The sequence below is a fragment of the Micromonospora sp. NPDC048930 genome, from assembly GCF_043197935.1.
GTDB lineage: Bacteria > Actinomycetota > Actinomycetes > Mycobacteriales > Micromonosporaceae > Micromonospora.
Genome location: NZ_JBICUB010000002.1, coordinates 542,070 through 554,931, shown reverse-complemented (window position 1 = coordinate 554,931; position 12,862 = coordinate 542,070). Strand labels below are relative to the sequence as shown.

Below are 12,862 nucleotides of genomic sequence, written 5' to 3'. Positions count from 1 at the left end.
ACTTGACGATCGTTGCCGCCTTAGCTCAGTCGGCTAGAGCGACGCACTCGTAATGCGTAGGTCGACGGTTCGATTCCGTCAGGCGGCTCGGTGAAGAAGCCCAGGTCATCGACCTGGGCTTCGCCGTTTCCCCAGGTCGATGACAGCGCCGCCAGCAGTGCCAGTCCGGGGGTTGACCCACAGGTGGCTCCGGCGGTGGCGGCCCTCGACGGGCTAATTTCCCCCGGCGAGTCCGGCAAGTCCCGCTTCGGCGCACTCGTCGTCGTGTTGCGGCAGTCCGCCGCTAACTGCAATGGCACCCAGGACGGTGTCGGCCCGCCGGATCAGCAACGAACCCGCGCCAGCCAGGATGGGCCGGCCCGCCGCCCGGTCGATCTGGCCGAAGAGGGCGGGCCATGCTTCCTGCATCTGGCGCAGTGCTGCGCCGTCGCGGCGGATGAGAGCCACACTGGCCGCTTTGTGCTTGGCAATTTCGGCGGACAGCGGCGGTGCGCCGTCCATGCGGCCCAGGGCCTGTAGGTGGCCGCCCTCATCGACGATGGCGACCGTGATGTGGGAGCCCAGATCCCTGGCCCGCTGATGGGCGCCGTTGATCAGCTCGTGGGCCTCGCGGAGCGTGAGTGGCATGACTCCCCCTTTTAGTGGACGACTGTCCTCGCATGGACGACTGTATTGTCGTGGTCGGCCGTAGCGCAAGATCCCACAACTGGAAGGATCTGGCCCATGGACAGCACGCCCACTACTCGTTCAGCGGCTCCCCGCCGCCCGAATGCCCGGGGGCAGGGTGAGTTGCTGCGGGAAGAGATCGTTTCCTGTGCGGTACAGATGCTCGACGAGCTTGCCGACGATGAAGCGCTGTCCCTGCGCGCGATCGCGCGCGCACTATCGATCTCTCCGACCTCGGTCTATCTGTACTTCCCGGACCGCGATGCGCTCGTGCTGGCCGCCATGCAACGCTGCCACGAAGACATGGTGCAAACCGCATCCGTCGCGGAGGCGAGGTACGAGGCCCCGGCGTCGCGGCTGCGTGCGCGGATCCTGGCGCAGGCGGCCTGGGCACAGGAACATGCCGGCCTCTACAAGGTGATGCACGAGAGCAAGGCCAGCCGGCGTCCCGGCATGCCGTTCAAAGAGGCACTGCTGGCACGGACCGCGGCTGCCATACAGGAGTGCATCGATGCGGGTGCCGCCCCGCCCGGTGATCCACTCACCCTGGCGCTGGATCTCCGTGCCGCGGTGATCGGCATGCTCTCGCTACGGATCAACGAGCCCAACCTGCCGTGGCCACCCCTCGCGGAGCAGGTCGATCGATTTCTTTCCAAGCTCGTCGGACTCCCACCATCGACGCAGCCTGACGACCGCGGTCTCTGATCAGCGGAGTCCTACCCGCCACACCGATCGGCGCCGATCGGCAGGATCCCGCGGTTCTTCAAGGTCGACCAGACCTAGTGCGCCGGGGAGGGGGCCTCGGGGGGACGGCCGGCGGCGTGCTGGGCGTCGGCGACGGCGAGGCCGAGCAGGATGAGTCCGGCGGCGATCGGGGAGGCCAGCGGCGGGGCGAAGTACAGGGGGAAAGCGACGACCGCCAGGGCGGCGATGGCGACGACGCGGCGGAGTGAGAGCCGGTTGAACACGATGCGTTCCAGACGGATGCGGCCGTAGAGGAACAGCGCCGGGCCGCCGAGGGTCGCGACGAGCCACGCGGGCTCGGGCAGGCCTTCCGGGCGTTGCAGTACGGCCTCGAAGCCGACGGCGGTGGTGACGATGCCGAGCACCATGAGGACGTGGGAAGTGCCGGTGGCCCGGCCGGCGGCGTCCCGGTCCGCTGCGGTGGCGAGGGCTTCGGCGAGGACCTGGCCGGAGCGGTAGAAGTAGATGCGCCACAGCAGCACCGTCGACAGGAACGCCACCACCAGCAGCGCGGAGGTCTCCGGGCTGATCGGCTGGCTGGTGAACGTGGTGCCGACCGCGAGCACGGTTTCGCCGAGGGCGATCATCAGGAACTGCTGGTAGCGCTCGGGCAGATGGTGCGTGCTGTCCGTGGCCCACGCACTGACCGGCGGTTCGGTCGTCCCCGGTAACGGCCAGCGGAGTTGCGCCGCGACGATGTCAACGGTCACGGCGGTCCCCCACAGGGCGGCCCGGGCGCCGCCGCTGACGGCCGCGCCGGCGAAGAAGATCGCCGCCGAGACCACGTGCCAGGGCAGTGCCCGGCGGTAGAGCCCCCGCAGCGGGTGTCCGCGCAGCGCGGGCATCAGGATGAGTGGCCGGCCCACCTGCAGGATCACGTACGGCAGTACGAACGCCCATCCGCGGCCGATGAACGCGGACGGCAGCGACGACGACATGACCAGCAGCCCGAAGGCGCTGGCCAGCACGATGTACTGGATCTTGCGACGGCGGGGGTCGAACCAGCTGGTGATGTGTGCGGTGGTGATCCACAACCAGATCAGCGGCAGCGTCAGCACGACCAGGTACGCCATCGCCCGCCACCGGGCGACGATGTCTTCGCTGACGATGTCCCGCGCGACCCGGCTGACCACCCCGGCCAGGGCGAACACCAGCACCAGGTCGACGAAGAGTTCCAGGAAATTGGCCTGCCGCACGTCCTCGCGGCGTTGCAGCAGATCCGGGCCCTGTTCACCGCCTTCCCGATGCCTCATACCGCTCATAGTCGCCCGCGCAACCCCGGCTGATCCGGGGCTTGGACGTTGTCCATCCGGAGGGGAACCGTCTCCGCCGGGACGGCTCACCGGCGTCGGCGACTGCGGTGCCATGCCTCAGAGGCCGCGTCGGGCCTCCCGTTCGGCACGTCGGGCCTCCCGTTCGGCGCGCTTGCGCTCCCGCTGCTCGCGGCTCCACTGCTTGCGCCGTTCCAGGTCCTCCTTCCAGAGGTCCCGCTGGATCCGCGAGCCGCCCTGGATGGCGTTGTCCACGGTCGCGGGGCCGGCGAGGTTCTTGAACACCCACCCCAGGAGTCGCCCGCCCTCGCCGGGTGTCTTCTGCTCCTCGCCAGCCATCGCCACGCTCCCTCATCGAACCGTTGGACGCCCAACAGTTGGGGCACCAACTATTGGTAGGCTAACAGCATGGCGGAGGATGGCGATGGCATGGGTGGTCTGACGGGCATCGACGACCCGCTGGCTCTGGAGCAGCAGGTCTGCTTCGCGCTCTCCGTCGCCGCCCGCGGTGTCGTGGCGGTCTACCGCCCGCTGCTCGAACCGATGGGCCTGACCCACCCGCAGTACCTGGTGATGCTCGCCCTCTGGCAACACGCGCCGCTGTCCGTACGCGAGCTGAGCCGGCTGCTGCAACTGGACCCGGGCACCCTGTCGCCACTGCTCAAGCGCCTGGAGGCGAGCGGCTACCTGCGCCGGGAGCGCGACCCGGCCGACGAGCGCAGCCTCGCGGTGACCCTCACCGCCAAGGGGCGGGCGTTGCGCAGCGAGGCCGAGCAGATTCCCCCGGCGATCGTCGAGCGGCTCGGCATGCCGATCGAGGACCTGAGGAAGCTGCACGCCACGCTGACCGAGGTCATCGAGGCCGCTCGGCAGGCGTCGAAGACGGCCCCGCCGCCGGTCGGCGGCGAGGCGTGAGCCCGGACGGCGGGCAGGACCGCCGGGCGGGCGGCGGCCGGGGATGACCCCCGAGCCACCCGAGCCTCGGCCTCAGCGTTGCATGACCCAGATGTCCAGGGGCGCGGTGAGGGTACGGCTCACCGCCCAGCCGGCGCGGCGATACACCTCGACGTTCGCCGGGTTGCTGGTCTCCAGGACCGCCGGCAGGCCGTCGGCCTCGGCCCGGCGCAGCCCGGCCCGCATGACCGCGTGTCCCCAGCGCCGGCCGGCGTGCTCGGGATGGGTGCCGAGGACACCGAGGTACCAGAACGGGGTGGTCGGCAGCGCGGTGTGCACGGCGTCCTCGTAGGCGCGGACCCGGGCCAGCGCGTCGGCCGGGAGCTGGGCGGCGAGGGCGTCATCCGGCCATCCGGCACCCGTGGCGGGAGGTTCCCAGATCGCGACCGAGGCGCCGCCCTCGATCGTCCATACCGTCCGCCGATGGACGCGCTTGTCGAAGAGGTGGCCGAAGAAGGCGGCGGCGTACCGGGGGTAGGTCGCCTGGTCCGGGAAGAGGTGGCGCAGCACCGGGTCCTGCTCGAACGCGGCGACCAGCGAGGCGATGACGCGGGTGCGGTTCGCCGAGGTGGCGATGGTGATCTCCGGTGTGCTCACAGCGCACGACGGTAGCGCGCCCGGGCGATCAACCGGCGTCCCCACGAAACGTTGCCGGTTCGCTATGGTGCCTACCCGTCGGCCGGGAGGCCGACGGAAACGGGGGGATCGGATATGAACACGCGCGGGCGCACCCTGCTGCCACTCGCTCTGGGCGGCGTCCTGCTGCTCGGCTCCGGTTGCGAGGAGCGGGCCGACCGGCCGGTCGCCCGGCCCGCCGCCGCGCCGAGCGCCAGCGCCGCCACCCCGTCGCCGACGGCCCGCGACGCCAAGGCCGAACTCGTCGCGGCGTTGCAGCGGTCCCAGCGGGTCCCGCACCGGTACGCGGTGCAGGGCGACCTGCCCGAGGGGCAGCGGGTGAAGGCGTCCGGCGCCTTCGACCCGAAGGCCCGCCGGTTCGCCGCCACGGCCGAGGTCACCGGCGGCGGCAAGGCGCGGGAGAGCGGCCGGCGCATCGTGATCGGTACGGACAGCTACCTGCGGCCGACCGGGGACCGGCAGTGGGTGCACCTCGACCTGAAGCGGGTCAAGCCGGGTGGCCTGATGGACTTCGACATGAAGGACCCGACCGGCCTGGTGGCGTTCACCCAGCGGGTGACGTCCGCGAAGCTGACCGCCCCGGGCACCTACTCCGGCACCTTCGACGTGGTGCAGTCCGGCATCGACCCGTACCTGCCGGTCGGAGCGCCGAGCGTGGTGTGGTTCGGCGGAGGCGACGCCGACTTCACCATCACCACCGACGCGCAGGGTTGGGTCACCTCGATCCGGGTGGTGCTGGAGCCGACCGGCAAGCCGAAGCTCACCATGACGACGCGGCTGAGCGGCCACGGCAAGCCGACCGGGATCACCCGCCCGTCGAAGTCGTCGACCGCCGAGGCCGCCGACTTCTACTACGACAAGACCTGATCAGCCGGTGAGTCGCCACGCGACGATGGCGTACGAACGAAGTGGGCCCGGGGGCGCGGCACGGGGCCGGCCCACCGGGCTCACTCCGGCAGGGAGAGGAAAGGTCAGAGGTTGCGGCGCGGGTCGGCCGGGTCGGCCGGGAAGGTGCGCGCCCGCTGCGCCGGCAGGTCGGTCACCACGTACCCGCTCTCGGTCTCGGAGGTGGGCTCGTCGGTGTCCGCGCGGTGCTTGGCCGCCGCCGCGGCACCGGCCGCCGCCATCCCCGCGGCCGCCGCGCCCGCCGCCACCGCCTTGCCGGAGACACCGGCCTTGCCGTCGTCCCCGCGCGTGCCGGCGGCGTGCTCCACCCCGGGGGTGCCGAGGGTACGGCCGTCGTCGATCGTGCCGCGCCAGGCGCCCGTCTCGGTGCCCCGGCTCTCGATGTACGACTTGAACTTCTCCAGGTCGGCCTCGGCCCGCTTCTCGACGATGTGCAGCTTGTCGCCGGCCTGCTCGACCAGCCCCTCCGGCTCGTACTCCAGGGAGAGCCGGACCTGGGTGCGGTCGGCGCCGATCGGCTGGAAGTAGACCGCGCCCGCGTTGGTGGCGCCGCTGGTGGCCGCCCAGGCCACCTTCCGGTCCGGCACCTGCTCCAGGACCTTGGCGTCCCACTCGCGCTTCACGCCCGCGATCTCGGCGACCCAGTGCATCCGCCGGTCGTCGAGCTGGCGTACCTCCCGCACGCCGCCCATGAACCGGGGGAACTCCTCGAACTGCGTCCACTGGTTGTACGCGGTGCTGACCGGCACGTCGACTTCGATGGACTTCTCGACCTCCGTGGTCATCGATCCTCCTCGTCGGGATTTCGTCCGCCTTCACTCCGTACCCGGGGAATTCGTGCTCAACCGGGACGGCGCGGGACAGCAGGTCAGCCGTCCTCCCGGTCCGGGTTCTCCAGCCGGAAGAAGTTGCTCTGCTTCCCGTCGGAGCGCTCCTCCTGGTAGATGAAGTTGAGCCGGCGCTCGTCGAAGGTGCGGAACCACTCCTCCCAGCTGATCTCGCGCAGCCGCTCCTCCCGGCCGTTGGCCGGGAAGTCGAGGCGCAGTACCCCGGCGTGCCCGTCGTGTTCGGTGCCGTCCACCGTGGCCGGTACGCCCCGGCGCGCCTCCGCCCACCGCCGGATCACGTCGTGGTCCGTGGTGACCAGGCTGCGGCCGGGCCGCTCCGGCTCGTCGTCGACCGAGGTGACCTCCTGCGCGTACTTCAGCGACCGGGAGGTCTGGGAGCCGGTGCGGATGCCGCCGCCGGACGACCCGCCCCGCGAGCCGGCGCCGGACGAGCCGCCCCGCGAGCCGCCGCCGGAGTCGTCGTGGAGGCTCTTGACCAGGGCCTTGACCAGGTCGTCCTTGCGCATGTCGGCGGTCGCGCCGACGCCGCGGTCGCGGAGCCGGCGGCGCAGCTCGTCGACCTTGAGCCGGGCGATCTCGCTCTCGCTGACGTCGGGGGTGTTCGGGGTCTGGTTGCCGGGCGGGTTGGTTGCCGTGCCCCGGGCGGACGACGAGGTGCTCTTCTTGGCCGACGCGGAGCCACGCCCCGAGGAGGTGCCGGCGCGCGCCGAGGTGCTCTTCTTCGCGCCGCCGCGCATGCTCTTCACCAACGCCTTGACCAGGTCGTCCTTGCGCATGCCGGCGGTGCCGGTGACGCCCTGGCGACGGAGCCGGTCGCGCAACTGGTCGACGGTGAGCCGGGCGATCTCGCTCTCGTTGACGTCGGGGGTGTTCGGGGTCTGGTTGCCCGGCGGGTTCGCGGTCGCGGTCGATCCGCTGCCGCGCCGCGAGCTGTTCTTCGTGGGCATCGCACATCATCCTTCCTCGACCCGGGTCAGGGGGGTCCAGCGCCGGTGACGCGGTGGGCCGTCCCCTGATCAGTACCCTCAGCCGGCCGCCCAAACGTGACCGGCCGGCGGGGGCCCGGGGCGAGGTCAGACGTAGAGGTTGCGGGCGTAGTCCGGGCCGTAGTGGCGTTCCAGGGCGGCGAGGCTCTCCTCGGGGGCCTCGAGCTCCTTGACCAGCCGGGGCCGGGACGGCAGCGCCTCCGGCCGCCAGGTCTCCGGCTGCCACAGCCGGGAGCGGAGGAACGCCTTCGCGCAGTGGTAGAAGATCTGCTCGATGGCCACCTCGACGGCCAGCACCGGGCGGTGGCCCTTGACCGTCATGTCGTCGAACCAGGGCGCGTCCCGGATCAGCCGGGCCCGGCCGTTGATGCGTAGCGTGTCGGTGCGCCCGGGGATCAGGTAGATCAGCCCGACGTGCGGGTTTGCCAGGATGTTGCGGTAGCCGTCGGCCCGCCGGTTGCCGGGCCGCTCCGGGATGGCGATGGTCGTCTCGTCCAGCACCAGGGTGAACCCGGGCGGATCGCCCTTCGGCGAGACGTCGCAGCTGCCGTCCGCGCCGGCCGTGGCGATCAGGCAGAACGGCGACGCGGCCAGCCACTCCCGGTCCCGCGCGTGCAGCACGGTCCGTTCCTTGTCGACCGCCCGCCGGGTCGGGTCGCCGAGCAGTTCCCGCAGCTCCGCCTCACTGGTGATCTCCGTCGTCACGCCTGCCTCCCCCGTCCGATGACCATGACGGCGTTTCCGGCCCACGGCCGGCCGGTTTCCGCCATCGTCAGCCTAGGAGAGCGCGTCGAACGCGAGGTTTGCCCCCGGGGCGGCCGGGTACGGCCTCACTCGCAGCGTGCCCGGACGATGGAGGCGGAGATGGAGAGCCGGCTGAAGGTGCTCGGTCACCCCGTGCACCCGATGCTGGTGATGTTCCCGGTGGCGCTCCTGGCCACGGCGGTGATCTTCGATCTGGTCGACACCGTGGGCGGGCCCGACTTCCTGGGCGAGGTCGCGTACTGGAACATCACCGTCGGCCTGATCGGTGGCCTGCTCGCCGCGGCGGCCGGCACCGTCGACCTGCTCGCCCTGCCCACCGGCACCCGCGCCAAGCGGGTCGGACTGACCCACGCCGCCGCCAACGTCGCGGTGATCCTGCTCTTCGCCGCCGTCTGGGTGGTCCGGCTCAACGCCGACTCCCGGGCCGCCGGGGGCGCCCTGGTCGCCATCGAGGTGGTCGCCGTGGCGATCCTCGGCATCAGCGCCTGGCTCGGCGGCGAACTGGTGGACCGGCTGGGCGTCGGCGTCGACCCGGAGCACGACCTGAACGCCCCGAGCTCGCTGCGACCCCCCTCGGCTCACCAGCGGATCGGAGACGTGCGATGACGGAACAGAGCAGCGGCGGTCGGGGCTGGCGGGGGCGCCAGCAGGGCTGGGACCCGATGGGCGAGCTCCAGTCGCTGCGTGCCGAGCTGAGCCGCCTGGTCGGTGGCCGCTCCGGCCGGCCGGACGTGGAGCTGACCGAGGTCGTCGACGGCTGGGAGGTGATCGTCCGGCTGCCCGGGGTGGCGCCGGAGGAGGTGGCGGTCGAGCTGGACGACCGGGAGCTGTGCGTACGGGCCCGCTCGGAGGCGGAGGTCAACGCCGACCACGGCATCCCGGGCGGGTTCGAGACGCGGGGCTTCGAGTACCGGGTGGACCTGCCGTCCCGGGTGGACCCGGACCGGATCGACGCGGTGATGGACCACGGCCTGCTCCGGGTGCGGCTGCCCCGGGCGGCGCGGCCCGCACCGCGCACCATCACCGTCGGCCGCACCGGCCCCCGCGCCGCCACCGAAGGTACGCCGCCCCTGGCCGATCCGGCCGCCGACCGGGAACTGCACCACCCGGACACCACGGCCGCCGAGATCGACCGGCCGTAGGGGTCACGTGGCCACCAACACCAGCGCGGCGCGGCTGTCGCCGCGCCGCGACCCGGGGCCGTCGTCCGTGCTCGGCCCGGTGGGCGAGCGGGTACCCGACGTCGCCCGGATCGCGGTGCTGCGGGCGAACGCGCTCGGCGACTTCATCTTCATCCTGCCGGCGCTGGAGGCGCTGCGGGCCGCGTACCCCGCGGCGGAGATCGTGCTGCTCGGCGCGCCCTGGCACGCGAAGCTCTGGCGCGACCGCCCCGGCCCGGTGGACCGGGTGCTGGTGGTGCCGCCCGCGCCGGGCATCCGCGACCCCGGGCCGGACGAGCCGCCGTCCGACCTGGAGGACTTCCTGGCGGCGGCCCGGAAGGAGCGCTTCGACCTGGCGTTGCAGCTGCACGGCGGCGGCGGCAACTCCAACCCGATCGTCGCCGGGCTGGGCGCCCGGGTCACCGCCGGCCTGCGGGCCGAGGACGCGCCGCCGCTGGACCGCTGGATCCGGTACGTCTACTACCAGCACGAGGTGATCCGCTACCTGGAGGCGGTGGCCCTGGTCGGGGCGCCGGCCACCACGATCATCCCGGCCCTGGCGGTGACCGACGCCGACCGGGCCGAGGCGCGCCAGGTGCTGGGCGAGCCGACCCGCCCCCGGGTGGCGCTGCACCCGGGCGCCACCGACACCCGGCGGCGCTGGCCGCCGGAACGCTTCGGCGAGGTCGCCCGCGCCCTCGCCGGGGACGGGTACGAGGTGCTGGTCACCGGCACCCCGGCCGAGCAGGAGACGGTCGACGCGGTGGTGGCGGCGGCCGGCGTGCCGGTCAACCCGCAGGTCGGCACGCTCAGCCTCGGCGGGCTGGCCGGCTGCTACGCGGGCTGCGCGCTGGTGATCTCCAACGACACCGGGCCGCTGCACCTGGCCGGGGCGGTCGGCACCCCGACGGTGGGCGTCTACTGGGTCGGCAACCTGATCAACGGGGCGACGCCGCTGCGCGCCCGGCACCGGCCCATCGCCTCCTGGACCACCCGCTGCCCGGTCTGCGGCGTCGACTGCACCCCCGGGATCTACCCGCACCGCCCCGGCGACGGCGACTGCCCGCACCGGGACTCGTTCGTCGCCGACGTGCCGGTCGTCGAGGTGGTGGAGGCGGCCCGCGAACTGCTCAGGCCGGCTGGTCGGTGAGCACGACCTCCCAGGCTTCCATCTCGCGCTCGGTCACCGTGGTGGGCGACTCCAGGTGGTACGCGCCGCTGGGCAGCACCCCGGCGCCGCCGTGCCGCTCCAGCACGGCGATCTGCGCGGCGACGTCCTCGCCCTGGTGCTTCTCGTGCACCCGGCGCCAGAACTCGAAGCCGCCCGAGTCGATCAGCTTGGCCCGGTCGTAGAGCACGCACCCGCCGATCCAGGAGACCTTGTACGCCCGCCAGGCGCCCGCCGGCAGGCGCAGCTTCTCGGTGACGTGCAGCAGGTTCGCCGCCGGGTGGATGGCCGCCCGCTCCCACTCCGGCGTGCCCGGGCGGACCCGCTCGGGGACCGGCCGGCCCTGCCACTCCTCGTAGTGCGCGTGGGACTCCGGCCGGACGTCGTCGGCGTACGAGAGGCCGTGCACGGCGTTGCCGACGAACCCGCAGCCCAGTTCCTGGATCGCGGTGACCAGCCGGGCCAGGGCCCCCGGTTCCAGCCAGACGTCGTCGTCGAGGCAGAGCACGTACCGGGCCGCCGACCGGGCGAGCAGGTAGGCCCGGTGCTCGGCCAGGCCGCGCCGGGGCAGCCGTCGGGTCAGCAGCACCGGGTGGCCCCGGTGGCGCAGCGCCCGGACCATGGTGGCCGCCGCCGGGTGGACGTACGCCGGTCCGTCGTCGGACTGGTCGCTCACCACCACCCCGAAGTCGGTGACGCCCTCCTGCGCGGCCAGGCCGGAGAGGGTGACCGCCAGCTCGGCCGGGCGGTTGCGGGTGGGGATCAGCACGTCGAGCTGTCGGGGACGGCGGAACTCCTCCGGCGTACCCAGGTCGAGCGGTCGGTTCACGCCGACCTGCCCGTACCCTCACCCACGGTCGGGCTGACCGACTGCGCCCGGATCCGGTCGATGATCGCCGAGGTGGAGCGGTCCGGCACGTACCCGAGGGTGCGGACCTGCCCGCCGAGCCGGCGGACCAGCGGCGCCTCCGGGACCATCTCGGGCGGGTAGTCGCCGCCCTTGACGTAGACGTCCGGGCGGACCGCCTCGATCAGCTTCGCCGGGGAGTCCTCCTCGAAGACCACCACGTGGTCGACGCACTCCAGGGCGGCGAGCAGGGCGGCCCGGTCCTCGACCGGGTTGACCGGCCGGTCCGGTCCCTTGAGCCGGCGTACGCTGCCGTCCGAGTTGACCGCCACGACCAGCAGGTCGCCGAGCGCGCGGGCCTGGGTCAGGTAGCGGACGTGCCCGGGGTGCAGCACGTCGAAGCAGCCGTTGGTGAAGACGATGGAGCGGCCGGCCCGCCGGTGCTCCGCCACGATCGCGCTCAGTTCGGCGGCGCCGATCAGGGTCGGGTGGCCGGTCTCCTCCAGCCCGGTGCCGAGCGCGCCGAGCAGGTCCTCCCGCCGGCACACGCAGGTGCCGGTGTCGGAGACCGTGATGGTGGCGGCGAGCTGCGCGAGCTGGGCGGCGGTCGGCAGGCTCGCCTCCGCGGCGAGCGCCAGCGTCATCGCCGCCAGGTACGCGTCCCCGGCGCCCACCGCGTGGCTGGCCGGCACGGGGGTGCTGTGGCTGCGCCGGGGCTCGCCGTCGGCCCCGCCGACCACCGCGCCCTCGGTGTCCAGGGTCACCGCCACCACGTCGGCGCCGGTGTGCGCGCGCAGCTCCGCCAGGCGCGACTCGGCCAGCACCGCCCGGTCCACGCCCTCACCGGCGGCGGTGTTCACGGTCACGCCGGTGCCGGTCACGCTCAGCCCGTCCCCGGTCAGCGCCACCCGCTCCTCGCCGGGGGTCGGCTCCCCGGTCGGACCGACGGCGGCCGGGTGGTCGGCCGGTGGCGCGCCGGGGGAGGTGGGGTGCGGGCTGCCGGCGGGCCGTTCGCCGGCCCCGCCCGGTGCCGCCCCGACGACCAGCTCGGAAGGCCCGTCGGTGGCGTCGGACTGGTGGTCCAGGTGCAGGTCACCGGCGGTGGCGGCGGAGCCGGCGGTACGGGTCGCGCCGTTGAAGCCGGCCGCCGCGCGGGCCAGCAGCCGGGTCGCCTCGGCGAAGCTCGGGGTCACCACGGTCGGGTTCAGGCCCCGCCAGTCGGCCAGGTCGTGCGCGTCGAGGGCCACGGTGGCGTAGCGGTCCCGGTTGGCGACCAGCCAGGCCCGGACCGCCCCGGGCAACGCGCCCAGGCCGTAGTCGCAGACGACCAGGGTGAGCGGCTGCCCGTGCGCGGCCGCGCGCAGCTCCTCGGTCGCGCAGTGCAGCGCGGTGAGCAGGCGGGCCACCCCGTCGTCGTCGAGCGCCTCCTCCGGGTCACCGGAGTCCTCCCGGAGCAGGATCTGGTTCCCGGCGAGCATCCGCCGCTTCACCGGCGTCGGCCGGCCGGGCTGGTTCACCGTACGGTCCCAGACGCCCGCGCGGTCGAGGCAGTCGTGCAGTTCGTCGCCGGCCACGTCGGCCCCGACCGGGGCCACCAGCGCGGCCCGGCCGCCGAGGGCGGCGAGGTTCACCGCCGTGTTCGCCGCGCCGCCGGCGGCGGAGATCCGGCGGCGCAGGGTGAGGACCGGTGCGGGTGCCTCCCGGCAGAGCCGCTCGGACTCCGCGAACCGCCACTCGTCGAGCATGGCGTCCCCGACGACCAGCACGGGACGTCCCTGCCAGCCCGCCACGACGGTGGCCAGCCGGCGCTCTTCCGCTGCTGCTCCTGCCATGTTCTTCGGGGTCCCCCGAGCCGGTCCGGCCAAACCTGCCCGGCTGCGGGCCGGCCCACCCCCGGTGTCCGGTTTCGTC

Annotated in this window: 14 protein-coding genes, 1 tRNA gene and 1 pseudogene; 7 read left to right on the top strand and 9 right to left on the bottom strand. The window is 73.3% G+C overall.

Annotated elements, in window-relative coordinates:
• The first annotated feature begins 14 nt into the window (after window positions 1-14).
• Window positions 15-88 (top strand) — tRNA-Thr (locus tag ACGFI9_RS08060).
• Window positions 89-213: 125 nt separating this feature from the next.
• Here ACGFI9_RS08060 and ACGFI9_RS08055 read toward each other — a convergent pair.
• The gene (locus ACGFI9_RS08055; protein ID WP_393176237.1) at window positions 214-627 is read right to left on the bottom strand and encodes a heme-binding protein; all 414 of its coding nucleotides are present in this window, start codon (window positions 625-627) and stop codon (window positions 214-216) included.
• 96 nt (window positions 628-723) lie between these two features.
• Between ACGFI9_RS08055 and ACGFI9_RS08050 the strand changes: the two genes are divergently transcribed.
• Window positions 724-1,371 (top strand): TetR/AcrR family transcriptional regulator, encoded by a 648-nt coding sequence (locus tag ACGFI9_RS08050; protein WP_393176235.1) that lies wholly within the window; start codon window positions 724-726, stop codon window positions 1,369-1,371.
• Between the two features lie 74 nt (window positions 1,372-1,445).
• Here ACGFI9_RS08050 and ACGFI9_RS08045 read toward each other — a convergent pair whose 3' ends face one another.
• Both ACGFI9_RS08045 and ACGFI9_RS08040 read right to left on the bottom strand, forming a co-directional pair.
• The gene (locus tag ACGFI9_RS08045; RefSeq protein WP_393176233.1) at window positions 1,446-2,663 is read right to left on the bottom strand and encodes a low temperature requirement protein A; all 1,218 of its coding nucleotides are present in this window, start codon (window positions 2,661-2,663) and stop codon (window positions 1,446-1,448) included.
• A gap of 117 nt (window positions 2,664-2,780) precedes the next feature.
• On the bottom strand, window positions 2,781-3,020 hold the full coding sequence (locus ACGFI9_RS08040) for a hypothetical protein (protein ID WP_393176231.1): 240 nt from the start codon (window positions 3,018-3,020) through the stop codon (window positions 2,781-2,783).
• A gap of 69 nt (window positions 3,021-3,089) precedes the next feature.
• On the opposite strand from ACGFI9_RS08040, the gene ACGFI9_RS08035 reads away from it, so the two are divergent.
• Entirely contained in the window at window positions 3,090-3,596 is a 507-nt protein-coding gene (locus ACGFI9_RS08035) for a MarR family winged helix-turn-helix transcriptional regulator (protein ID WP_393176229.1), read from the top strand.
• 72 nt (window positions 3,597-3,668) lie between these two features.
• On the opposite strand, the gene ACGFI9_RS08030 is transcribed toward ACGFI9_RS08035, so the two are convergent.
• Window positions 3,669-4,232, bottom strand: coding sequence for a GNAT family N-acetyltransferase (locus ACGFI9_RS08030; RefSeq protein ID WP_393176227.1), 564 nt, complete (start codon window positions 4,230-4,232; stop codon window positions 3,669-3,671).
• A gap of 114 nt (window positions 4,233-4,346) precedes the next feature.
• On the opposite strand from ACGFI9_RS08030, the gene ACGFI9_RS08025 reads away from it, so the two are divergent.
• Window positions 4,347-5,138: a hypothetical protein gene (locus ACGFI9_RS08025; RefSeq protein ID WP_393176225.1), complete on the top strand. Its 792-nt coding sequence runs from the start codon at window positions 4,347-4,349 to the stop codon at window positions 5,136-5,138.
• A 374-nt stretch (window positions 5,139-5,512) separates the two neighbouring features.
• Here ACGFI9_RS08025 and ACGFI9_RS08020 read toward each other — a convergent pair.
• The 3 genes and pseudogenes from ACGFI9_RS08020 to ACGFI9_RS08010 form a co-directional block, all read right to left on the bottom strand.
• Window positions 5,513-5,962, bottom strand: a pseudogene (locus tag ACGFI9_RS08020) (SRPBCC family protein); the annotation flags it as partial.
• An 83-nt stretch (window positions 5,963-6,045) separates the two neighbouring features.
• On the bottom strand, window positions 6,046-6,762 hold the full coding sequence (locus ACGFI9_RS08015; RefSeq protein ID WP_393176660.1) for a hypothetical protein: 717 nt from the start codon (window positions 6,760-6,762) through the stop codon (window positions 6,046-6,048).
• A 336-nt stretch (window positions 6,763-7,098) separates the two neighbouring features.
• Entirely contained in the window at window positions 7,099-7,716 is a 618-nt protein-coding gene (locus ACGFI9_RS08010; protein WP_393176223.1) for a pyridoxamine 5'-phosphate oxidase family protein, read from the bottom strand.
• Between the two features lie 159 nt (window positions 7,717-7,875).
• Here ACGFI9_RS08010 and ACGFI9_RS08005 point away from each other — a divergent pair, with 159 nt between their 5' ends.
• From ACGFI9_RS08005 to ACGFI9_RS07995, 3 genes are all read left to right on the top strand, one after another.
• Window positions 7,876-8,382, top strand: a complete 507-nt coding sequence (locus ACGFI9_RS08005) for a DUF2231 domain-containing protein (RefSeq protein WP_393176221.1) — start codon at window positions 7,876-7,878, stop codon at window positions 8,380-8,382.
• A complete protein-coding gene (locus tag ACGFI9_RS08000; RefSeq protein WP_393176219.1) occupies window positions 8,379-8,918 on the top strand; it encodes an Hsp20/alpha crystallin family protein in 540 nt (179 codons plus the stop codon). Before ACGFI9_RS08005 ends, ACGFI9_RS08000 begins: the two co-directional genes overlap by 4 nt.
• A 67-nt stretch (window positions 8,919-8,985) precedes the next feature.
• Window positions 8,986-10,086 carry a glycosyltransferase family 9 protein gene (locus ACGFI9_RS07995; RefSeq protein ID WP_393176658.1) on the top strand — a complete coding sequence of 367 codons (1,101 nt, stop codon included), beginning with the start codon at window positions 8,986-8,988 and terminating at the stop codon, window positions 10,084-10,086.
• On the opposite strand, the gene ACGFI9_RS07990 is transcribed toward ACGFI9_RS07995, so the two are convergent.
• Together ACGFI9_RS07990 and rfaE2 are read right to left on the bottom strand one after the other, a co-directional pair.
• Window positions 10,067-10,933: a glycosyltransferase gene (locus tag ACGFI9_RS07990; RefSeq protein WP_393176217.1), complete on the bottom strand. Its 867-nt coding sequence runs from the start codon at window positions 10,931-10,933 to the stop codon at window positions 10,067-10,069. The two genes, ACGFI9_RS07995 and ACGFI9_RS07990, sit on opposite strands and share 20 nt — an antisense overlap.
• Window positions 10,930-12,783 (bottom strand): D-glycero-beta-D-manno-heptose 1-phosphate adenylyltransferase, encoded by a 1,854-nt coding sequence (gene rfaE2 / locus ACGFI9_RS07985; protein WP_393176215.1) that lies wholly within the window; start codon window positions 12,781-12,783, stop codon window positions 10,930-10,932. Before rfaE2 ends, ACGFI9_RS07990 begins: the two co-directional genes overlap by 4 nt.
• Window positions 12,784-12,862 lie beyond the last annotated feature (79 nt).